Genomic DNA, 17,262 nt, shown 5'->3' on the forward strand with positions numbered 1-17,262 from the left:
TAACGTAAACCCTTTGAGTTTCGGCACTCTTGGCGTTACTGGCTTTTAGCTCGTACCATTTTTGTACCACTTTCCAGCGATTTCAGCTTATCAAGCTCAGCCCAATCATTCGGCGAGTTGATCCACTTCGCGTATGTAGAAAGCAGCACCTGCACGCTATGCCCGAGTTGCGCGGCGATGAATGCCGGGTTCATGCCGGCCATCAGGCACATGGTCGCGTACGTGTGGCGCGTGTCGTACATCCTGCGGCGCCTGATGCCAAGCTTCCGCAGGGCTGCCAGCCAGTAGCGTTTTTGACTCGTCTCAGAGCGAATGAACATCTCCGAGCGGTCACCTGTCCCACTGGGCGCGAACACGTAATCTGAACGGGCCTCGGTGAGCGGTCTGGCTTTTTCGAGCGCATGCAGGGCGCGATCGTTCAATAAAACTTTTCGGGAACGCTTCGTTTTGGTGCGATCCTGGATCACTCCACGGATCTGAATGCGGCAAACGTTGGCAGTCTTTACGCGCCTGTCGATCTCGCTCCAGCGCAGAGCCATCACCTCGCCCGGCCGCATGCCGGTGTAGAAACAGAACTCGAAATAGGCGGCGTAAATTGCCGTCATGCCGCTCGTCGTTTCGTACAGATGAGCAATGATCGAATCCGCTTCCTCTTTGGTGAAAGGGTCGACCTCACGCTTCGGCACTTTGGCGCCTGGGATAGACAGGGCCGGGTTTCGAACAATCAACTCGTCCGTCACCGCCTGCTGGAAGATCGACACCAGCAGGCCGACCACGCCCTTGCGGCGTACCGGGGAAGTCCACTTGATATCGTTCATGATCTTGCGCAGGAGCACTGACGTGATGGTGTCGATCGGCTTATCGGCCAGGTAAGGAACCCAATACACCTGCAGAGCAGAGCGGTAGTTCTTCCGAGTACCCTCCACGATTTGCAAGCTGTTGAGCCAGTCCTGCGCGTAATCGAAGAAGATCGGCGTAGTTTGCTCATGCACCACCACGCTGCGGGTATTGGGGAAAAGCTCGGCATACTTTTCTGCGGTCAGGGCGCCGAGCTTGTCCAGCCCCTTTACTTGAGCACGTAGACTCGCTGCTGCTGCGATCCCTTTCGGGGTCTGAGGGAGGGGGAGCGTCTCGCAGCACCGCTTCTTGTTCCAGGTGAAGCGAATTCGGATTGAGCGCCCGACAAGCTCGACTCCGGCCGGCAGGTCCACAGGCTTTCGATCCATTCGTCATATCTCCTTTTGCTGTACATAATCCTGCCGTTGATCTTCATCCACACCCAGTTGGGGATGATGCCTTTCTCGCGCTTGCGTTGAAGCGCCTTCGCTGTACACCCCACCAACTCGCCCATCCGTTTTTCGGTGACCTTGTCGTGCACATGGTCTTCGGGCAGATTCTCTGCTGCTGCCATCGCTATTCCTCCTGACGCGTCAGGTTTTAGTTGTCACGCCGATCTGTCACGACAGCCGCCGCGAGCGCCGCCAGTTCGGCCACCAATACGTCGGTCCGACCATAGAACCTCCCGGCATCCTCGTTCACGAACCGCTCGAGCACGGTGACCACCGCTTGCTGGTTGGCCAGGCCGCGCAGATCCGCCTCGGTGAGTGGCGTGTCTGTCGATGGCGCGTGCACGAAAGCCTCCTGGCTGATCAGCAGGGTGCGAACCGGGCGGATGCCCTTGCACTTGCTCACCCAGTTCGTGTCAGGCACGCACCAGGGCAACATGTGCAGGTACCACGCAGTAGCCGCGTTCGACTTCTGACTGCTGGTCCAATACTCGCTAAGGCCAAACGCCTGGGCCGCGCCCCTGACTGTGTACGATCCGTCGTGACCCCATTCTGGAAGCTGCAAGAGATTGCAGCGCAGCACCTGCAGCTCCTCGATGGAAGGGATGTGCCAGCCCCAAGTGCCACGGATGTTCATGCCCAGAACCTTGCGGGCAATAGCGCTGCCCTCGGCGGCCATGGCTTGGGTGTTGGCCATTCCGTCGAAGCGGGACGTGGCGCCACGGATGCGTGGGCGCGGGCCTTCCTCCTGCCACCAGTGTGCGGCGACTTCAAAGTCCCGGCCTGCATCGATAACCGCGTGCTCGGCGCCGTCGAAGAACAGGCGCCCGGCGAAGAAGCCACCACCAAGCGGCTGGCCAACGGCGGGGAGGGCGGCGGGGTTGATTGAACGACGCTTGGTCATTTTGCAATCCTCGGTTTGCCCGTAACTACTCGACTGCCCTCGGCGTCATGCACCGTCACCGTTGGCGAATTCCTCACCATGGAGCCGTCGGGCATTTGGGTGTAGGTAGGGATGCCGTAGAACGGTCCGCCAGGTGCAAACGGATCGGGCAGGGCGCCTGGGTTGTCCAGCAGCATCTGCTCGAACTGGCGCATGCAGGCGTTGAATAGCGGGCCGTTCTTGAAGTCAGGCTCTTTTCGCCCAGACTTCGTGCTGGCGCTGTCCTCCAGCCCGGCCACGAACGCCACCCCAGAAAGCGTGCCCCTGGCTTCGGCGGCATACTCGGCAGCCTCAGCTCTATGCACTGGATTGACCGACAGGACATCGAGGATGGTGTCGAGGCCGTGCACGATGGTCAGGTAGTCGTCGGCACGCAGGAGCCAGTCCGCGATCACCAGGAAATTATTCCGACGACTCTTGCGACGAGCTTCACGTTGCGCCTCTAGCTCTTTCACCTTGCTTGCGGTGAACGGCAGGCCCGTGCTAGCCACCTTGATCTGCTCGGCGTAGTAGGCATGGTCGTGCTCACGCTCGGCGCACATATGGCGAGCAGCGCGTCGAGCGATAATCAGGGAAATCAACGGCTCGACGTTGCCACGGTTGGCCAGCTCAAGCAGCCGGCGGGCATGCTCAGGTTTCATTCGCATGGGAACCCCCGAAAGTGATCGGCCAGCACCCGTCGCCCGTCCAAGCCGCAGGCCGTGGAAAGGTCGATGACTTGGCCAAAGGTGGTTTCACGGTGCTGCAGGGCATCCCACAGCAGCAGAAGGAGGCCGGCCTGGTTCATGGCTGCTGCTCCTGCACCACCTGCTGCTGCAAGGCCTCCAGGCGCAGGGCGGTGTCGATCTCCTGATCCAGCTCTTCGGCGGAGAACCAGTTGTCGCCGCGAACCACCAGCAGGTCCTCGTCAGGATCTTCGATGCGCTCGCGATTACGCAGCCAGCGATACCGGCGGGCATCGGCAGCCATGCGGACGTGCTCATCGATGTCGAAATCTGGAGCCGAAACTAATGGAGGAGCATTTTTTTCCGCTTCTTCACTAAATTCCTCATTCGGTGTCCCGTCTATCAGATGTGAGGGCGCTGCGGGCCGGCCCTGTGACAGGTTCAGCACCAGCTCAATCTCAGCCAAAGTATCCTCAGCTTCTCGCCACATTTCCTCGCTAGGTGTCATTCCGTGCCCGGCGACGGCCATTAAGCCACCTACTTTCACATCAATTCGCTTGAGCAGGTTTGCCATCTCCGGAGCAGCCAGAGCCAGGTGCTTGTCCACGGCCAGAGCCTCTTCCAGCAGCTCAATATCGCTTTGCAGGTCACCTAGGCTGGTGCCGGCGATTACCGCCAGGCCACGACCGATAGAGACGCGGGCCCCGAGCAGAGCGAAAGGCTGGACCTGACCTAAGCTTCCTCCTTCTGGCGCCTTGAGAACCAGGCTGATGCGATCAGGCGTCAACATACGAACCCCCAGTTCCGGCCTGCAGGCCAGCCAGGAAAATCAGGTAGTCGCCGTGGGTGCGGTCGTCGACGAAGCCGCTCACCGGGCCTTTTTCCAGTTCGGCCTCGCTGGCGCCGATCGGATTGACGGCAATGAACAGGTCGCGAGGATCGACTGACACGGCCTCGGAGCTTGGCGCAGTGGACGGAAGATCGTCGCCCTGGGCACGAATGCGCTCGAAGATTTCCTGGCGATGCACAGACACGCCGGCTGGGGCCTCGACCCCGACCCGGGTTTGCATACCCTTTACACCGAGAATGTGGACAGCGATGTCGTTGTTGATGCGGATGGTTTCGCCTACGCGGCGCGTCAAAATCAACATGGTCAAACTCCTTTTTCAGGCAAGCCGGTGGCCCGCCGCGTTTGTTGGCTTTCGCAAAAGTCAGGGTTGGATCAGGTCAGGCTGGCAGCGTCACGCCACCGCCAAGGCGCATTCAGCGCGCCGGGTTGCTAAACGGGTTTCAATCTTTCGCTCTCCGCTGTTGCCGCCACGGCGGACGCGAAGCATCTGGTCATCGCCGATCATTCCGTGGATGGCCATCAGCAGGGCCAGGGCGGTGGCAGCTGGGCTGATGATCTGGCGCTTGAACGCTTCGAGCACCAGGCCGCGCATAGTCTTGGCGCCCAGCTTGAATCGGGCGTCCTCGATGCGCTTTTCAACGGTCTTTGGGCTGATACCCATCAGGCGTGCAATCTCTTTTTGCGTCAGATCGCTGGCTGCATACAGAGTCGCCTCAAGTTCGCGCGGAGCGAGCCCCATGCCGAGAAAACCGGTCCAGCCGCTGGCGGTGATGGTTTGAGTGGTCATGTAGGCTTGCTCCATGCAAAAAGTCGATGGAGTAAATATAGGGCAACACATAATCGGTGTCTATAGGCATTCACATAAATTTATGCGAAGCCAAAAAAACCGCCATGAAGGCGGTTAGGGATATCGCCGGACGGCTAGAGGAGAAAAGCTGATTTTGGCATTTTTCCGTCCACGACGGTCCCAACGATCTCCCAGGTGTCGTCCATTTTTTTGGCTGGAAAGGCTGGGTTAAGTGGTGTTAGGTAAAAGTCCCCGGCGTCTCGTACAAGCTGTTTGAAGGTTGCCTCGTTGGAGTCAATCATCCTAGCGACTACGTATTGACCTGGTCGTGGCTCAATGTCCGGCGCCACCAGTATCAGCACGCCTTCGGGGAAGGAAATACCTGACTGACTGGTCATCGACGATCCGATCACCTTCAGCCAAAAACCATTTTCACCAGCCCACACGTCCGAGTGATGGCTCGGACATGCCGCGATATTGGCAACACTCATTGCTTCACTTGGGCTCCCTGCCTGTACCCACGATATCTCTGGGTACGAGAAGTACCTGGTTGGAGCCAAAGCAGGGGCAACGTTGGAGTCGAAGCCTGGAGCATCGAAGCCTGGGACATCATCATTCTGGAGCATGGTCCCTATGCCAGCCTCAAGCCAGATTGCAGAAACTCCGCAAGCCCGAGCAATGGTCGAGTTGTATGAAGAGCGCTGAGATCGCCCGCGCTCAAGGTCTGAAATCGACGCTTGGTTGATTCCGGTCATAGCGGCCAGCTCGGCCTGCGTGAGGCGTGCGTGCTTCCGCGCAGCCTTAATGCGGTCTTTGTATTCCATCTCTGGATTATCACCGGCATCCCCATATGCTTGCAAAATGGTATTCCTATAATCTAATGTATGGGCATTCACATATGGAGCATGCCATGCTCGAAATCTATCAGCGCCTTGTGGAGCACTTTGGTGGTCAGGATCTGACAGCTGCTGCCCTCAAGGTCAACCAAAGTACCGTTTCGGGCTGGGTCCGAGGCAAGCACGCGATGTCTGCCGAGACTGCTTTTTTGGCTCAACGTAAAACTTGTGGGGCCTTCTCGGCGATTGAGTTGCGGCCGTCTCTAGCTGAAGTCTCCCCAACCTTGAACGAAACGATACGCCCGACCACTACCGTGCATCAGTCGGGAAATCCCTCTGTTCATCCATCCAGTACCGCGCAGGCCACCCAATGAAGCCGCGTGCATTGCTGGCGTTAGCTGCGCGCCAATCGGCGTTGTCGACCGAGCTATTCGTCCAGGCGGAGTACGACCTGGACGAAGTGTTCGTTGAGCTTTGGGGTAGCGGCGCGCTGATCGGCTACGCCCGCCTAGTACGGCGGGAAAGCGCCACTGAGTTCAGGGCTGGCCGCCCTGTAGCAACGTTTGAATTAGTGGAATTGCTTTCGGCGCATTCTCCATGCCCAGGTCCACTAGTTTCGTTATCAGCTGTTTTGTGGTCTCGCCGGGAGCTTCGCGCAGAGCTTTCAGAATGCCGCTTTTCTGCTCCTCGGGAAGGTTCGATGCCTGGACTTTCGCTTCAATCAACTGGCGGAGGGTGTCCTCGTGAAGCTTGACCGTTACCGTCCCAAGGATCGCTCCAAGACCGCCATCGTCTTCAAGGAAATCGATACCCCTGGCTGTGATGGTGGCGTGGTGAATCGCCCTGGTGCCACCGAGATACTGACTGTCGAGAAGGGTAACCAGCCCGTGCTCCCTCAGGTAGTAGAGATTGCTCTGGCAATCCTCTTCATTCCCAAGGCTCGTGACCTCGTCCGATTCGTTCGGATAGCAGTCCCTAAGATGCTCCAGCAGCTCGCGCTGCAATGTACGACTTATCTTCATTTGCCGGGCCTCCGTGGCCTTCGTTTCGAGTGGAGTCAGAACGATATCACGGATTGGCCCGGCACCCTTTTGCGGCCTGGGTAAACCCCAGACAGCAAAAAGCCAGCTCGCGAGGCTGGCTCTTTTAACACCGTCCCCGGCAAGGGACTTTTTGAATCTTCGTTCGAGGAGAACGATATGTCACGCCCCGAAAATAGCAAAACCCCAAGTGAGGCGCAACCATCCAAGCCTAACCTGAGTGATCTTCGCAGCCGCTTCCGTGCCGCACATGGCGCTTACGGTATAGCCCGTGTGTTGCTGGAAGACCAGGCCCAACTTGGCGAAATGCTGGCTGGCCGCGACCGTGAGGCTTTGTTGAGCGCACTTGAGTTCTGCACGCAAGAGCTCTATGGCCATCACGAGTTCGCTTATCACAAAGCACTCCCTCATGCCGCCGAGCAAGGCGGTGCCCAATGACCGCACTTGTCACGCGCATCCAGCGTTTCGCTGTCTCTGGTGTCTCGTACCAAGTTGAAGCTGGTGCTCCCTGCAGCGTTGCTCTTGTCGCTGCAGGGAGCATCTTGTCGGGCGTCAACATCTTGCTCGGCAACCTCATTGATCAGGCAGATGAGCAAGCTTGCGAGCTCTACGCAATCCGCACCTTGACCATGCAGGTCGAGGCCATGATCGATTCTATGGAAGTACCGATCCGCGACGCTGAAGACCGCGCACCACAAAACCCAACCTCTCCAGTTCGTGGCGCGGAGGTGACCCAATGAGCACGACAACCAGCGACCTGGGCGAGAAGGTCATGGCCCGTCTGCGTGTTATCGAGGGGTTCGCTTCCATTTTGATGGAAAACGACAGCCTCAAAGGTGATGCGTCGGCAGGGTTCTCGCCCCAGCTTGATCACCTCAGCGAATCAGTCCTCCACGAGGCCTTGTTCATGTTGGCCGACCAGGCGCAGGACCAGTTGCTTCAGCTGATGAATGCAGCGGGGGATAGCCAATGAAAACCGTCCGCACCATAGCCGACGAGGCATACAACGACATTCTCTGCCTCCAGGCGCGCTTGGAAGATGCCCGTACTCTGTTCCGTTCCATCAGCAAGATTGCAGAGGAATCGAGCCTGCCCACGAAGCTCGCGCTGATGGGTGATGAGCTCTGCGAGGAATGGGTGAACCATGCCGACGACTGGATGAAGAGGATGGATGCCAGCTTCACTGAAATCGACGCTGGAAGGACCACCGCGCCACAAAAACCTGCCGCTGCAAAACGTGGCGCAGGGGGTGCGGAATGAATCTGATCCCCTTCAATTTCAATGGCCATGAAATCCGCGTCGTAAAGGATCATGCCAATGAACCTTGGTTTGTGGCCAAGGACATTGCTGATGATCTCGGCTATTCGTGGGCTGGCACCAGCACTATCGCCCATGTGCCGGAGCAATGGCGGGGGGTCAGATCCGTTCTGACCCCCTCAGGCAACCAGCAAATGGCAGTGCTGAGCGAGCAGGGGCTCTACTTCTTCCTGGGCAGATCAGACAAGCCTGGCGCACTTCCTTTGCAAATGTGGGTGGCGGGGGAGGTAATCCCATCGATCCGCAAGACGGGCAGCTATCAGCGACCGATGACACCAGCTGAGCAACTGCTGGCGCAAGCGCAGACGATGGTCACGCTCGAGCGCCAGCAGGCCGAGCAGCAAGTGGCGCTGGAGCGCGTCGAGGACCGCACCACCAAGCTGGAACAGGTGCGCTATCTCGACTCCGTGCCCAGCGGCTTCGAAACCATCACCACGATCCGCGACCGCATCAATCGCCGTCACGGCCTGCCGGCCTGGGTGGTGAATGCTGTGATGCGGGAGGTTTCCTGTGCGCCGCTGCCGTACGCCTTTGTCCGCAGTCGCCACGCTGATGAAGGCGGGCAGCCCTTCGCCATCTGGCCCAAGCCAGCCGTCACCCAGCGGTTCGACCGGTTCGTATCGGAATGCACCTACGAGACCGCTGAACGCGCAACCCATCCAGAGATCCCGCAGGGACGCTTCAAGATTCATCCGAGACAGCAGCCATGAAGAAACCAACCAAGCAGCAACTGATCGAGCGCATTGCCGAGCTGGCCGTTGAACACCGCCACGCCCATTACACGGTCACCTGCCTGCGAGAAGACTACAAGGGCGAGGTGTTTCGCTACTTCCGTGTTCATGGCGAGCCGTACCCGAACCGCCACGGCATCGATTATTCCGATCCTGCCTACGACGGGGTCATCCGCGCGACCGCCCAAAGCTATGAGCGTATGAGCCAGGCCAAGCAGCATCGGTACAACGTCAAGCGGCGTCTCGACACGGCTGTGCGAAACCTGATGGACAACACCGGCGACCAATTGAAGCGTCCGGCCCCGGCAGTTGTGAAGCGCGCCACACTGAGCGGGGAGACCCTCCAATGAACCCGTCTACCCCTCCCCAGGCGCTCCCGCAGCGCGCTGGCGCGACGATCATCCCAACGGGCTGGCCAGCCTACGGGGCAATGCAGGGTCAGCCCGAATCGGCCCGCTGGCAGCTCTACGAGTTCAGCAAGCGGCTACGTGCCGAGCTGGAGGGTCATGGCTGTCTGTTCGTCGAGCCCTACGACGCCTTCGTGCGCCGCGTTTGTGAGGAGCTGCAACTGTGAGCACCATCCTGATGACCGCCTGCTGGCCGCTTGAAATGAGCGCTGCCCAGAAGTCGGTGCTGATCTCCTTGGCCGACAATGCCAACGATGACGGCGTTTGCTGGCCTTCCATTGCCAGGATCTGCGAGCGCACCTGCCTCAAAGAGCGTGCCGTGCGCAACGCGATCCGTTGGCTGGAAAGCGTCGGCTTGCTGGTGGCGAAAGAGCGTGCCGGGCGGTCGACCTACTACATCGTAACCCCGGCATCTTATGCCCCCGGCATTAAATGCCCCCCTGCACTAGATGCCGGACACCCCGGCACGACGTGCCCCACCCCCCGGCACCAGATGCCGGACACCCCGGCACCAGATGCCCCCAGAACCGTAATAGAACCCAAAGGTGAACCATCAAAGAACCGTAAGAGGGGAGGTGATGGGTTCACGGTTGAGCAGATGCTCGAACTGGCACCCGCTGATCTGAGTGAGCAAACCGCCCGCGATTACTTCCAGTTCCGGAAGAAGAAGGGGCCTCTGAATCTGACGATCTGGAACAACGTTCTCTCAGAGCTTGAGGGATGCCGGGCCGCAGGGATCAGCCCGGACAAGGCCCTGGCCGAGGCAATGACCGCTGCATGGCAGGGTTTCAAGACCTCTTGGATTGTGGACCGACTGAAAAAAGAGGCCTGGACCTCCGGCACCAGAGGGGCAGGCCAATCGCACCACACCGACCTCGACAAGATTGACCACACCGAAGGCCTGGTTCGCCAGCCAAACGGGACTTACCGGGTAGCAAGATCATGACCACACCAAAAACACTTGAATTCAAACCTGACCAGTGCCGCGTACACGGCGATTTCACTGACGAACTGATCGAGTCATTTTCGGGCGATCACTTCTGGCAGGGCTGCACGCGCTGTCAGTTTGACGCCCTGCATTCTGCCGACGAAGCAGTCCGCAAGCCGGCGCACGCTATCCGGCGTGCCTGGGAGATGAACGTCAGTCTGATGGCGTCTGATATCCCGCTGCGCTTCCGGGCGGCGACCTTGGACACCTACCGCGCCGAAACCGAAGGACAGGCCGTGGCGCTGACTGAGTGCCGCGACTACGTGCATGGCTTCGAGCGCAACTGGGAACTGGGCCGCTCGATGATGTTGCTGGGTGACGTAGGCACGGGTAAGACACACCTAGGCTGCGCCATTGCCCAGCAGGTGATCCGCAGCTATGGAGCGTCAGCGCGCTACACCATGGCGATCGAGATCATCCGCGACATCAAGATGACCTTCGACAAAAAGTCCGAGCAGACGGAGCGCGATGTATACGCCGCCCTCCTGGCGCCTGACCTACTGGTGATCGATGAGGTTGGCGTCCAGCACGGCAGCGACTTCGAGCGGCAGGTGCTGTTTGAGGTGATCGACTCGCGGTACCGGAATCTCATGCCGACCATCGTGATCTCCAACCTGGGCCTGGCCGGCCTCCGCAAGTGCCTGGGTGATCGCGCTGTCGACCGCCTGACCGATGCTGGCGGGCCTGCCGTCCTGTTCACCTGGGCCTCGGCGCGAGGTGAAGCATGAGCAACGAACTGGTAATGGGCTACCCAGAGGCCGAGCACGGCGTCCTGGGGGCTATCATGCTGGCGTCTCTCGATGGCAATACTGCGCTGGTGGATGACATCACGAGCCAGATGACCAGCGGCGACTTCCTCTACGACGACCACGCAGCCCTGTTCGATGTGATCCGTGATTGCCTGGAGCGCGGCCTGCCGGTCGATGCGGTAACGGTCGGGGATGTGCAGCGCGTCCTGCCAAGCGGCAAAAACACCTTGTCCTTCGCGGCGGAGCTTTGCCGGAACGTGCCCTCGGTAGCCAACGTCACGGCCTACGCCAAGCAGGTCAAGCAGTGGGCGGTGATCCGCCAGGTGGTCGACATTGGCCATTCTGCGAAGGCTGCCGTAGCAAGCGGCCTGGTGCCGGACGAGATCATCGCGCAGGCCCAGCAGTCCATCGCTGACTTGCGTGACCTGCAGGGCTCGGGCAAGGCCGGGTACAAGCGCATGGCCGAGGTGTTGCCCAAGGTGTTCGATGGGATGCAGGAAGTGCTGGATGACCGCGCTCCACCGAAGCTCTCGACCGGCCTGGTCGACCTGGACAAGCTGATCGGCTTCCTGCGCCCCAAGAGCATGGTGGTGATCGCCGGCCGCCCAGGCAGCGGTAAGACCATGCTCGGCCTGCAGATCGTCAACCATGTGGCCATCCGCGGCGCGGGCGTGGGTCTGATCTTCAGTCTGGAAATGGACGAGAAGGAGTTGACCGTCCGGACGATCGCCTCGCAGGGCGGCGTTGATCTGCGCCGCATGGAGGAGGTCAAGAGCCTGGACGAGGACGAATGGCAGCGCATCGGGACCGCTGGCAGCAAGATCGAGTCTGCTCAGCTGTACCTGAACGACACGCCCGGCTTGACCATTAGCGCTATCCGGTCAGATGCCAGGCGGCTTCAACGCGAACAGGGCCTCGACATCCTGATGATCGACTACCTGGGCCTGGTGGGCACCGAAGGCAAGAACCAGAGCCGTACCGACGCTGTGGCCAAGATATCCATTGCCCTGAAGAACTTGGCCAAGGAACTGAGCGTTCCGGTGCTGGTGCTGGCGCAGCTCAACCGAAACCCGGCGAGCCGCCCCGGCAAGAAGCCACAAGCCAGCGACCTGCGCGACTCCGGCCAGATCGAACAGGACGCCGACGCCGTGATCCTGGTCCACCACGACCCAGAGTCGGAAGCGGGCGAGCAGGGCGTCACCGAGCTGATCCTCGACAAGGGGCGCCAGGCCCCGCAGGGCTCGTGCCTAGTCCAGCGCCAAGGGCAGTACGCCCGCTTCGTCAACTTCGCCGGCAACCGCCTCCCGCCTGACGATGAGGTCGAGATGGGCCGCGTCGTGAATTTCTCCAAACACCGTAAGGGGAGCAAGCACCATGAAACTTTCTGATCTGTGGACACGCGCTGGCGCTGGCAAACCTGCAACCCCGGTCGTGTCGGTGGCGGTGACCAAGCGTGCTGGTGCCGGGCAGCCTGTTGCCACTGGCAATACCCCGAAGCTTGCAGAACCGCACCAGCGCCTGGTTGGGCCCCGTGAGTTGCCCGACACTCTGGAGGCCTGCGAGACCCTGCATGAGCAGCTGGTGGCTGACGCTATCCGCCTGGAGCTGTCGCTGGCGCAGGCCGTCGAGCGGGCCATCCAGGGCACGCCATACGACCGAGCCTGGTACAACCGGGCGAAGGCAGCGCTCAAGCACATCAACCATGACCGTACCCGTGCCCTGTACCGCTGTGGACAGTTGCGTAAGGAGGCCAAGCAGCAATCCCAGCAGATCATGGACCGGGTGATCCTCGATGTGATCAAGGAGTCGATGCCGGCTGACCAGTTCCTGGGGTATGTGCGAATTGCCGAGGCCCGTGCGGCCCAAGGGGTTTCTCGATGAGCAACGTTACTGTGGCCCTGCCGCGCAAGAGCCTGACCGCTGTGGAATGCAAGTTCCTGAAGGTTGGTAACCGCATGCTGCTGGAGCAGAACAACGGCCGTATCGCATCAGCAGCCCTGATGGACATCGTGGCTGACTGGCACGCCGCGCGCGCCAACGTGGGATTCGAGCAGTTCGCCAAGGGCTGGATCACCGAAGGCAACGCCAAGAACAAGCACGCCGACAAGCTGCTGCGCGAGCTGTTCGGCCTGGACAACGATCCAACGCCCCGGAGGGCTGCATGAAGAAACGAACCTACGTGGACAAGGCGCTGGGCGACACCGAATACATGCTCGAGCAGTGGGGCTGGTGGCGAATGAGTGAGATGGGGGTGCCACGCTACGTGTCACCACTCTATGCGCTCATGCGCGACAACGTACCCAGCGAGGGCGGTGCTCGGCAGCATGTCATCACAGACGACCTGGCCCTGATCATCGACGGAGCGGTGGCCAGGCTGACGAAGCGCAACCAGCAAATGGGTGACTTCGTCTGGGCCTACTACGGCTCAAAGCACCCAGCCATGCGAGTCGGAAGGGAAGCAGGCATGTCCGAGCGCAAGGCCCGGGAGATCATCAAGGCCGGCGTTGCATGGATCGACTGCGCCCTCGAAGAAATTCGAGAAGCTGCGTAAAAAGATCTATGCGGGCGGATAAACACCTGTTTTCATAGCAGCGTGTCCAGCTTGCAACGTTACGCGACACAGACAAACCCCGGCCATCGTGTCGGGGTTTTGTGTTTTTGAGGGGCTTCGATTCAGGTAGCCCTCCAGAAAAAGCATTTTTCTTGTATGATGGAACGATTTGATAGCGCTATGATTCTGATAGGTTGCTACTCAATAATATGGAAGACCGTGAGTATGAAAAACGTTCTCGCCGTTGTGGCGCTTTCCCTTTTCGCTGCGTCCGCCGGAGCGGCTGAGCTATCCGGAGCGCTTGGCGCGACAGGCCAAGGTGGTCTTACAGCGCGCGTCGGCATTGGCTTTAACTGGGACAAAAGCTGGTTTGAATCCAGTACTGGCCGTCTCACCGGTTATTGGGATGCTGGCTACACCTACTGGGAAGCAGGCGATGCTTCAGGTGGGGCTCACTCGCTGTCCTTCGCTCCTGTGTTCGTCTATGAGTTCGGCAGTGGGAATGTGAAGCCCTTCATCGAGGCGGGTATCGGCGTGGCCGTGTTCTCAGGCACTTCGGCAGGCGATCAGGATTTTGGCTCTGCTTTCAACTTCGAAGACCGTATTGGTGCGGGTCTCAAGATTGGCGAGACACAGAAAGTAGGCATCCGAGCGATTCACTACTCCAACGCTGGTATCAAGCAGCCGAACGACGGCATTGAGTCGTACTCTCTCTTCTACAGTCACCAGATTTAACCATTTTCTGCGTTGCTCCCCTTGCCCGCCCTGTGTGGGCTTTTTTATGCGGATGACACGCTCAGGCAGCTGGGCTAAGTCGGTAGTGGCGTCGATCAAAGCCGTGCGCTCCCTGATCGGCTACGCGATGAGAGTCTGGGGTACGTGACCCAGCGAGCCAGACCAACAAGCCGGGTAAGCACCGGCCCTCCGCACCCATTCCAAGCCTCGCACCAGCTGGGGCTTTTTCGTATCTGGAGGATGCATGGAAAAGCTACAGCTCGACGTTGAGGTTGAGGGCGCCGCTGACTTCCTGCGCCCTCTGGCTGAAACGCTCAGGTCACTTGAACATTTTCCCGAGCTGCCGCTGCAGGTCTTTCGTGACCTTGTCGCCCACAGCCTTCATGAGCTTCCCGTAAGTCTCGACAGCACCGCATTTGCCGCAGGTGACCTTCGAGTTGTCGTTCGGCCTAGCCGGAACCTCGAACTTGTCACTGCCGCACTTGGCGCACTTGAGGGTTACCTTCATCGTTTTTCGCTCCGTGAAACGTCTTGTGTGGAAACTCGACGATAGCACGGGGCCATCTTTTCACGTATCCAAGGGCTCGCCAGTTCGACGGTCATTTTGTTTCTGGAGCACCACCTATGGCCGAGCCAAGTACCGGCGCCCTCGCAGTGACCGGCGTACTGGCCAGCGTCGGCCTGGGTGCCCCGGCATAGCTAATCATCCCCCTCAATGCGTACATCCGAGATACCCAAATCTGCGACCGCAATGCGGAGATCATCATTTGATAAGCGGCACGGCGCGCGCGCCTCAGACAAGGGGTCAGCGGGGGCATGCAGACGGAGGAGAGCGGTCAGCACATTGTCTTCGTTCGGCGTGCTAGACCAATCGCATATCCAGAATCTGGTATGGCCTTTGAGGTTGTAGTCGATGCGGTATTTCATAGGTTGCCGGACCTCCGCCATTGGACGTCAGTTATGCCGAAGCGCTCAGCAGCAGGCCGAGAGACTTTTCTGATATCCGAAGCAGTGAACTTAGGGATGACTCCAACGCCGGCTTCGCAGGCAGCCCAGTGCCAGGCCTCAGCGTTATCCATCCTCTCGGCGCGGACGATGAATTCGCGAGCTTCTCCATAGAGGTGATAAGCGACCACATAGATGTTACTGACGGGCATTTACTAGTTCCTTCTAGCGAAGCCAGATCGGCCAACATTCCTTTTAACCCCTAGGGATTCCGGGGGCAAGCATCCGGCCGGTTTAACGCCGGAGCACAATTCTCACGTACGGAGCAAGCAAATGGACCCGACCGACCTGGGCCCAGGCACAGCCACCTGGCTGGGCGGTAGTGGCATCGTTGTCACGGGCGCATTGCTATGGGTGCGCCGCTTCCTGTCCAAGGACGCTGCTGATCGCGCTATGGACAATGCCGATATCGGCACTGTCCGCCGGCTTAATGAACTGCTCGATTCCGAGCGAGAGGCCCGAAAGCTGGCCGAGGCCCGCGCCGATCAGTTCGCCAAGGAGCGCAACGAGTTGGCAGCAGCAGTTGGACGGATGGAAGGAAAGATCGAAGCGCTCACGTGTCAGGTGGGCCAGCTCACTGAGAAGGTGACCACGCAGAGCGCAGAGATTTCCCGGCTGCGTGCACAGCTTGGAGGTACAGCCTGATGGACAAATGCGCTTTGGAATTCATCGCTCGACGCTGGTGGCGACGGGCAGAGGTGTGGGTCATCGCTGTGGTGCTCATTGCAGGCGGTGCAGTTCTGGGTTGGCAGTCTGCTTATTGGTCGATGGCCAGCACTCAGTCGCACCAGGTCGACGAGATCCGGAAGGCCTACGACGCCGCAATGGCTGAACGTGACAAGCGTCTGGACGAGCTGACCAGAAAGGCCGAGAGCGCCGCGACCAAGGCGTCGAAGGCAGCCACTACCGCGACCCAGGCAGCCGACAAGGCTGATGAGGCGCTGAACCGGGTATCGCAGTAGCCGCGCCACAAATCAGACATGCGCCGTTTCGTGGCGCGAGCACGCTGATCATGCGTTCCGCCAGATTAGTGAAGCACTCGACCGAAGACCGGTTGAAGCTGATCCCTTTCGTGGATGACTCCGCGCGCTGCCTTGGTAATTACATCTTGCTGAAGCTGATTAACCTCCATGGTGAGGACACGAACGGCAGTTTGATAAACAACTGATCCGGACGCCTCGGGATGCTCCTCCAGTAGGCCTTCAAGCTTCTCGGTTAGCAAAACGCACCTGTCTATAAGCTCTTCGATTTCTTTCATCACGGTTTCTCCAGATCTTTCCGCTACGACCATCCGGGCGGAATGTCGTTCCGACGACCCCGCGGATGCGCCGATTTCATTGCGCGAGAGAGCTTATCGAACATGGCCAAGCAACCCTATACACCATGCAGGCTGTATGTCGACGGTGCCGACGGCATTGCAGTCAGTGATTTCATAACCACTGCTGCCGGATCTGCCTATTTGGTGCAGACGCTGCGTGTGAGCCGCACCCGGCCAGAGCGAAAGTACATGGGCTGCTTGCGCTGGCCCATCGCCGAGATACCCGCCGATGCGCGGTGCTACCAGCTGACCTGGTACAGGAGGTGAGCAATGGCCTGTAGTGGATGCGCCGCCCGGCGCGAATGGATCAACAAGTGGATGAAGGTGGCGTATGAGCGAGCAGCAAGCCTATTCCCAACAAATCAAGAAGCTGAGCCCGAAGAAGGGCGACCTTCTGGTGATCAACGTTCCGTTCCCGATCAAAGCCGAGGTGCGGGAGCGACTGACTCAGCACCTGGCGGGAACGGCGGATCGACTGAACTGTGAGCTGATTGTTCTTGAAGCGGGCATCACAGCTCAGCTGCAACCGAGTTTCAGCGACGTGCTGGCCGAGCAGCAGAAGCAGACCGCACTCCTGGAGCAGATCGCCACGCAGAGCTTGGCGCTGATAGAGGCGCTGGCTGACGGCGACGATGCTGACCCTGATGCCGAGCCAGATACCTACCTGGATGGCACACGATGCCGCTGAGGCCGCAGCGCCCATGCCGAGCTCAGGGTTGCCGATCTCTGCACCGTAATGCCAATGGTTACTGTGATGGGCATGCCGACCTAGCTGCTGAGCAGGCCAAGGCCTGGGCCACCCGGAAGGGCTCAGGTCGTGGTGGTCGTCCCTGGAGACGTAAGCGTGAGCGAATCTTGAAGCGAGACCAGTACCTCTGTCGGTGTGATGACTGCAACCGGCTTGGTCGCATCCGCGAAGCGCATGAGGTTGACCATATCGTGGCCTTGGCCCATGGCGGCACCGACGATGATCACAACCTGCGGGCGATCAACCGCGACTGCCATAAGGCGAAGACGCAGCTGGAGTCGAAAGCGATCAAAAAATGATCGAAAA

30 protein-coding genes and 1 pseudogene are annotated in these 17,262 nt (G+C 59.5%); 19 read left to right on the top strand and 12 right to left on the bottom strand.

What is annotated here, in order from left to right; genetic code table 11:
• Window positions 1-35 precede the first annotated feature (35 nt).
• The 8 genes and pseudogenes from JET17_RS06605 to JET17_RS06640 all read right to left on the bottom strand — a co-directional run bounded on the left by JET17_RS06605 (window position 36) and on the right by JET17_RS06640 (window position 5,355).
• A complete protein-coding gene (locus JET17_RS06605; protein WP_012313215.1) occupies window positions 36-1,226 on the bottom strand; it encodes a site-specific integrase in 1,191 nt (396 codons plus the stop codon).
• A 211-nt stretch (window positions 1,227-1,437) separates the two neighbouring features.
• Window positions 1,438-2,190: a hypothetical protein gene (locus JET17_RS06610; protein ID WP_012313216.1), complete on the bottom strand. Its 753-nt coding sequence runs from the start codon at window positions 2,188-2,190 to the stop codon at window positions 1,438-1,440.
• Window positions 2,187-2,876, bottom strand: a complete 690-nt coding sequence (locus tag JET17_RS06615) for a hypothetical protein (RefSeq protein WP_012313217.1) — start codon at window positions 2,874-2,876, stop codon at window positions 2,187-2,189. Before JET17_RS06615 ends, JET17_RS06610 begins: the two co-directional genes overlap by 4 nt.
• A complete protein-coding gene (locus tag JET17_RS06620; RefSeq protein WP_012313218.1) occupies window positions 2,867-3,016 on the bottom strand; it encodes a hypothetical protein in 150 nt (49 codons plus the stop codon). The genes JET17_RS06615 and JET17_RS06620 overlap by 10 nt, the downstream gene beginning before the upstream one ends.
• A complete protein-coding gene (locus JET17_RS27180) occupies window positions 3,013-3,684 on the bottom strand; it encodes a hypothetical protein (protein ID WP_012313219.1) in 672 nt (223 codons plus the stop codon). The genes JET17_RS06620 and JET17_RS27180 overlap by 4 nt, the downstream gene beginning before the upstream one ends.
• 202 nt (window positions 3,685-3,886) lie before the next feature.
• Window positions 3,887-4,045: pseudogene (gene csrA / locus JET17_RS27185) on the bottom strand (carbon storage regulator CsrA); the annotation flags it as partial.
• Between the two features lie 90 nt (window positions 4,046-4,135).
• Complete coding sequence (locus tag JET17_RS06635) at window positions 4,136-4,531, bottom strand: response regulator transcription factor (RefSeq protein WP_012313221.1); 396 nt, start codon at window positions 4,529-4,531, stop codon at window positions 4,136-4,138.
• Between the two features lie 134 nt (window positions 4,532-4,665).
• Window positions 4,666-5,355 (bottom strand): LexA family protein, encoded by a 690-nt coding sequence (locus tag JET17_RS06640; protein WP_012313222.1) that lies wholly within the window; start codon window positions 5,353-5,355, stop codon window positions 4,666-4,668.
• Between the two features lie 86 nt (window positions 5,356-5,441).
• Between JET17_RS06640 and JET17_RS27705 the strand changes: the two genes are divergently transcribed.
• Complete coding sequence (locus tag JET17_RS27705; RefSeq protein WP_042111230.1) at window positions 5,442-5,741, top strand: YdaS family helix-turn-helix protein; 300 nt, start codon at window positions 5,442-5,444, stop codon at window positions 5,739-5,741.
• 162 nt (window positions 5,742-5,903) lie between these two features.
• Here JET17_RS27705 and JET17_RS06650 read toward each other — a convergent pair whose 3' ends face one another.
• Window positions 5,904-6,389: a hypothetical protein gene (locus JET17_RS06650; RefSeq protein ID WP_012313224.1), complete on the bottom strand. Its 486-nt coding sequence runs from the start codon at window positions 6,387-6,389 to the stop codon at window positions 5,904-5,906.
• Between the two features lie 177 nt (window positions 6,390-6,566).
• On the opposite strand from JET17_RS06650, the gene JET17_RS06655 reads away from it, so the two are divergent.
• The 14 genes from JET17_RS06655 (at window position 6,567) to JET17_RS06720 (ending at window position 13,885) form a co-directional block, all read left to right on the top strand.
• Complete coding sequence (locus tag JET17_RS06655) at window positions 6,567-6,845, top strand: hypothetical protein (protein WP_012313225.1); 279 nt, start codon at window positions 6,567-6,569, stop codon at window positions 6,843-6,845.
• Window positions 6,842-7,147, top strand: coding sequence for a hypothetical protein (locus JET17_RS06660; RefSeq protein WP_012313226.1), 306 nt, complete (start codon window positions 6,842-6,844; stop codon window positions 7,145-7,147). Before JET17_RS06655 ends, JET17_RS06660 begins: the two co-directional genes overlap by 4 nt.
• Window positions 7,144-7,380, top strand: coding sequence for a hypothetical protein (locus JET17_RS06665; RefSeq protein ID WP_012313227.1), 237 nt, complete (start codon window positions 7,144-7,146; stop codon window positions 7,378-7,380). Before JET17_RS06660 ends, JET17_RS06665 begins: the two co-directional genes overlap by 4 nt.
• Window positions 7,377-7,667 (top strand): hypothetical protein, encoded by a 291-nt coding sequence (locus JET17_RS06670; RefSeq protein ID WP_012313228.1) that lies wholly within the window; start codon window positions 7,377-7,379, stop codon window positions 7,665-7,667. Before JET17_RS06665 ends, JET17_RS06670 begins: the two co-directional genes overlap by 4 nt.
• On the top strand, window positions 7,664-8,434 hold the full coding sequence (locus JET17_RS06675; RefSeq protein ID WP_012313229.1) for a Bro-N domain-containing protein: 771 nt from the start codon (window positions 7,664-7,666) through the stop codon (window positions 8,432-8,434). The genes JET17_RS06670 and JET17_RS06675 overlap by 4 nt, the downstream gene beginning before the upstream one ends.
• Window positions 8,431-8,805 carry a hypothetical protein gene (locus JET17_RS06680; protein ID WP_012313230.1) on the top strand — a complete coding sequence of 125 codons (375 nt, stop codon included), beginning with the start codon at window positions 8,431-8,433 and terminating at the stop codon, window positions 8,803-8,805. The genes JET17_RS06675 and JET17_RS06680 overlap by 4 nt, the downstream gene beginning before the upstream one ends.
• Window positions 8,802-9,029, top strand: a complete 228-nt coding sequence (locus JET17_RS06685; RefSeq protein ID WP_012313231.1) for a hypothetical protein — start codon at window positions 8,802-8,804, stop codon at window positions 9,027-9,029. Before JET17_RS06680 ends, JET17_RS06685 begins: the two co-directional genes overlap by 4 nt.
• Window positions 9,026-9,808, top strand: coding sequence for a helix-turn-helix domain-containing protein (locus JET17_RS06690; protein ID WP_150105116.1), 783 nt, complete (start codon window positions 9,026-9,028; stop codon window positions 9,806-9,808). Before JET17_RS06685 ends, JET17_RS06690 begins: the two co-directional genes overlap by 4 nt.
• On the top strand, window positions 9,805-10,578 hold the full coding sequence (locus JET17_RS06695; protein WP_012313233.1) for an ATP-binding protein: 774 nt from the start codon (window positions 9,805-9,807) through the stop codon (window positions 10,576-10,578). Before JET17_RS06690 ends, JET17_RS06695 begins: the two co-directional genes overlap by 4 nt.
• Window positions 10,575-11,987 carry a replicative DNA helicase gene (locus tag JET17_RS06700; protein WP_012313234.1) on the top strand — a complete coding sequence of 471 codons (1,413 nt, stop codon included), beginning with the start codon at window positions 10,575-10,577 and terminating at the stop codon, window positions 11,985-11,987. Before JET17_RS06695 ends, JET17_RS06700 begins: the two co-directional genes overlap by 4 nt.
• Window positions 11,974-12,480 (top strand): hypothetical protein, encoded by a 507-nt coding sequence (locus JET17_RS06705; RefSeq protein ID WP_012313235.1) that lies wholly within the window; start codon window positions 11,974-11,976, stop codon window positions 12,478-12,480. Before JET17_RS06700 ends, JET17_RS06705 begins: the two co-directional genes overlap by 14 nt.
• Complete coding sequence (locus JET17_RS06710) at window positions 12,477-12,764, top strand: hypothetical protein (RefSeq protein ID WP_012313236.1); 288 nt, start codon at window positions 12,477-12,479, stop codon at window positions 12,762-12,764. Before JET17_RS06705 ends, JET17_RS06710 begins: the two co-directional genes overlap by 4 nt.
• Window positions 12,761-13,150 carry an antiterminator Q family protein gene (locus JET17_RS06715; RefSeq protein WP_012313237.1) on the top strand — a complete coding sequence of 130 codons (390 nt, stop codon included), beginning with the start codon at window positions 12,761-12,763 and terminating at the stop codon, window positions 13,148-13,150. Before JET17_RS06710 ends, JET17_RS06715 begins: the two co-directional genes overlap by 4 nt.
• Window positions 13,151-13,375: 225 nt before the next feature.
• Window positions 13,376-13,885, top strand: coding sequence for an acyloxyacyl hydrolase (locus tag JET17_RS06720; protein WP_012313238.1), 510 nt, complete (start codon window positions 13,376-13,378; stop codon window positions 13,883-13,885).
• A gap of 319 nt (window positions 13,886-14,204) precedes the next feature.
• On the opposite strand, the gene JET17_RS06725 is transcribed toward JET17_RS06720, so the two are convergent.
• Window positions 14,205-14,393 carry an ECs_2282 family putative zinc-binding protein gene (locus JET17_RS06725; protein WP_012313239.1) on the bottom strand — a complete coding sequence of 63 codons (189 nt, stop codon included), beginning with the start codon at window positions 14,391-14,393 and terminating at the stop codon, window positions 14,205-14,207.
• Between the two features lie 415 nt (window positions 14,394-14,808).
• Window positions 14,809-15,042 (bottom strand): DUF6555 family protein, encoded by a 234-nt coding sequence (locus tag JET17_RS06730; RefSeq protein WP_012313241.1) that lies wholly within the window; start codon window positions 15,040-15,042, stop codon window positions 14,809-14,811.
• Between the two features lie 121 nt (window positions 15,043-15,163).
• Between JET17_RS06730 and JET17_RS06735 the strand changes: the two genes are divergently transcribed.
• Window positions 15,164-15,535, top strand: coding sequence for a chemotaxis protein (locus JET17_RS06735; protein ID WP_009685286.1), 372 nt, complete (start codon window positions 15,164-15,166; stop codon window positions 15,533-15,535).
• Window positions 15,535-15,852 (top strand): hypothetical protein, encoded by a 318-nt coding sequence (locus JET17_RS06740; RefSeq protein WP_012313242.1) that lies wholly within the window; start codon window positions 15,535-15,537, stop codon window positions 15,850-15,852. The genes JET17_RS06735 and JET17_RS06740 overlap by 1 nt, the downstream gene beginning before the upstream one ends.
• 65 nt (window positions 15,853-15,917) lie before the next feature.
• Here JET17_RS06740 and JET17_RS06745 read toward each other — a convergent pair whose 3' ends face one another.
• Entirely contained in the window at window positions 15,918-16,148 is a 231-nt protein-coding gene (locus tag JET17_RS06745; protein WP_042111232.1) for a hypothetical protein, read from the bottom strand.
• 391 nt (window positions 16,149-16,539) lie between these two features.
• On the opposite strand from JET17_RS06745, the gene JET17_RS27195 reads away from it, so the two are divergent.
• A complete protein-coding gene (locus tag JET17_RS27195) occupies window positions 16,540-16,896 on the top strand; it encodes a hypothetical protein (protein ID WP_012313245.1) in 357 nt (118 codons plus the stop codon).
• Window positions 16,887-17,255 (top strand): HNH endonuclease, encoded by a 369-nt coding sequence (locus JET17_RS06755; RefSeq protein WP_012313246.1) that lies wholly within the window; start codon window positions 16,887-16,889, stop codon window positions 17,253-17,255. The genes JET17_RS27195 and JET17_RS06755 overlap by 10 nt, the downstream gene beginning before the upstream one ends.
• Window positions 17,256-17,262: the final 7 nt, after the last annotated feature.

The sequence above is a fragment of the Pseudomonas putida genome, from assembly GCF_016406145.1.
In the GTDB taxonomy this organism is placed as follows: Bacteria; Pseudomonadota; Gammaproteobacteria; order Pseudomonadales; family Pseudomonadaceae; genus Aquipseudomonas; species Aquipseudomonas putida_E.

Excerpts from the sequence above, each read along its gene's own strand:
- JET17_RS06735 (WP_009685286.1), top strand. The coding sequence starts at position 15,164 with ATGGACCCGACCGACCTGGGCCCAGGCACAGCCACCTGGCTGGGCGGT.
- JET17_RS06615 (WP_012313217.1), bottom strand. The coding sequence starts at position 2,876 with ATGCGAATGAAACCTGAGCATGCCCGCCGGCTGCTTGAGCTGGCCAAC.
- JET17_RS06605 (WP_012313215.1), bottom strand. The coding sequence starts at position 1,226 with ATGGATCGAAAGCCTGTGGACCTGCCGGCCGGAGTCGAGCTTGTCGGG.
- JET17_RS06730 (WP_012313241.1), bottom strand. The coding sequence starts at position 15,042 with ATGCCCGTCAGTAACATCTATGTGGTCGCTTATCACCTCTATGGAGAA.
- JET17_RS06610 (WP_012313216.1), bottom strand. The coding sequence starts at position 2,190 with ATGACCAAGCGTCGTTCAATCAACCCCGCCGCCCTCCCCGCCGTTGGC.
- JET17_RS06700 (WP_012313234.1), top strand. The coding sequence starts at position 10,575 with ATGAGCAACGAACTGGTAATGGGCTACCCAGAGGCCGAGCACGGCGTC.
- JET17_RS06655 (WP_012313225.1), top strand. The coding sequence starts at position 6,567 with ATGTCACGCCCCGAAAATAGCAAAACCCCAAGTGAGGCGCAACCATCC.
- JET17_RS06620 (WP_012313218.1), bottom strand. The coding sequence starts at position 3,016 with ATGAACCAGGCCGGCCTCCTTCTGCTGCTGTGGGATGCCCTGCAGCAC.
- JET17_RS06740 (WP_012313242.1), top strand. The coding sequence starts at position 15,535 with ATGGACAAATGCGCTTTGGAATTCATCGCTCGACGCTGGTGGCGACGG.
- JET17_RS06695 (WP_012313233.1), top strand. The coding sequence starts at position 9,805 with ATGACCACACCAAAAACACTTGAATTCAAACCTGACCAGTGCCGCGTA.
- JET17_RS06660 (WP_012313226.1), top strand. The coding sequence starts at position 6,842 with ATGACCGCACTTGTCACGCGCATCCAGCGTTTCGCTGTCTCTGGTGTC.
- JET17_RS06720 (WP_012313238.1), top strand. The coding sequence starts at position 13,376 with ATGAAAAACGTTCTCGCCGTTGTGGCGCTTTCCCTTTTCGCTGCGTCC.
- JET17_RS06640 (WP_012313222.1), bottom strand. The coding sequence starts at position 5,355 with ATGGAATACAAAGACCGCATTAAGGCTGCGCGGAAGCACGCACGCCTC.
- JET17_RS06665 (WP_012313227.1), top strand. The coding sequence starts at position 7,144 with ATGAGCACGACAACCAGCGACCTGGGCGAGAAGGTCATGGCCCGTCTG.
- JET17_RS27705 (WP_042111230.1), top strand. The coding sequence starts at position 5,442 with ATGCTCGAAATCTATCAGCGCCTTGTGGAGCACTTTGGTGGTCAGGAT.
- JET17_RS06635 (WP_012313221.1), bottom strand. The coding sequence starts at position 4,531 with ATGACCACTCAAACCATCACCGCCAGCGGCTGGACCGGTTTTCTCGGC.
- JET17_RS27180 (WP_012313219.1), bottom strand. The coding sequence starts at position 3,684 with ATGTTGACGCCTGATCGCATCAGCCTGGTTCTCAAGGCGCCAGAAGGA.
- JET17_RS06675 (WP_012313229.1), top strand. The coding sequence starts at position 7,664 with ATGAATCTGATCCCCTTCAATTTCAATGGCCATGAAATCCGCGTCGTA.
- JET17_RS06710 (WP_012313236.1), top strand. The coding sequence starts at position 12,477 with ATGAGCAACGTTACTGTGGCCCTGCCGCGCAAGAGCCTGACCGCTGTG.
- JET17_RS06680 (WP_012313230.1), top strand. The coding sequence starts at position 8,431 with ATGAAGAAACCAACCAAGCAGCAACTGATCGAGCGCATTGCCGAGCTG.
- JET17_RS06705 (WP_012313235.1), top strand. The coding sequence starts at position 11,974 with ATGAAACTTTCTGATCTGTGGACACGCGCTGGCGCTGGCAAACCTGCA.
- JET17_RS06670 (WP_012313228.1), top strand. The coding sequence starts at position 7,377 with ATGAAAACCGTCCGCACCATAGCCGACGAGGCATACAACGACATTCTC.
- JET17_RS06685 (WP_012313231.1), top strand. The coding sequence starts at position 8,802 with ATGAACCCGTCTACCCCTCCCCAGGCGCTCCCGCAGCGCGCTGGCGCG.
- JET17_RS06745 (WP_042111232.1), bottom strand. The coding sequence starts at position 16,148 with ATGAAAGAAATCGAAGAGCTTATAGACAGGTGCGTTTTGCTAACCGAG.
- JET17_RS06725 (WP_012313239.1), bottom strand. The coding sequence starts at position 14,393 with ATGAAGGTAACCCTCAAGTGCGCCAAGTGCGGCAGTGACAAGTTCGAG.
- JET17_RS06755 (WP_012313246.1), top strand. The coding sequence starts at position 16,887 with ATGCCGCTGAGGCCGCAGCGCCCATGCCGAGCTCAGGGTTGCCGATCT.
- JET17_RS27195 (WP_012313245.1), top strand. The coding sequence starts at position 16,540 with ATGAGCGAGCAGCAAGCCTATTCCCAACAAATCAAGAAGCTGAGCCCG.
- JET17_RS06715 (WP_012313237.1), top strand. The coding sequence starts at position 12,761 with ATGAAGAAACGAACCTACGTGGACAAGGCGCTGGGCGACACCGAATAC.
- JET17_RS06650 (WP_012313224.1), bottom strand. The coding sequence starts at position 6,389 with ATGAAGATAAGTCGTACATTGCAGCGCGAGCTGCTGGAGCATCTTAGG.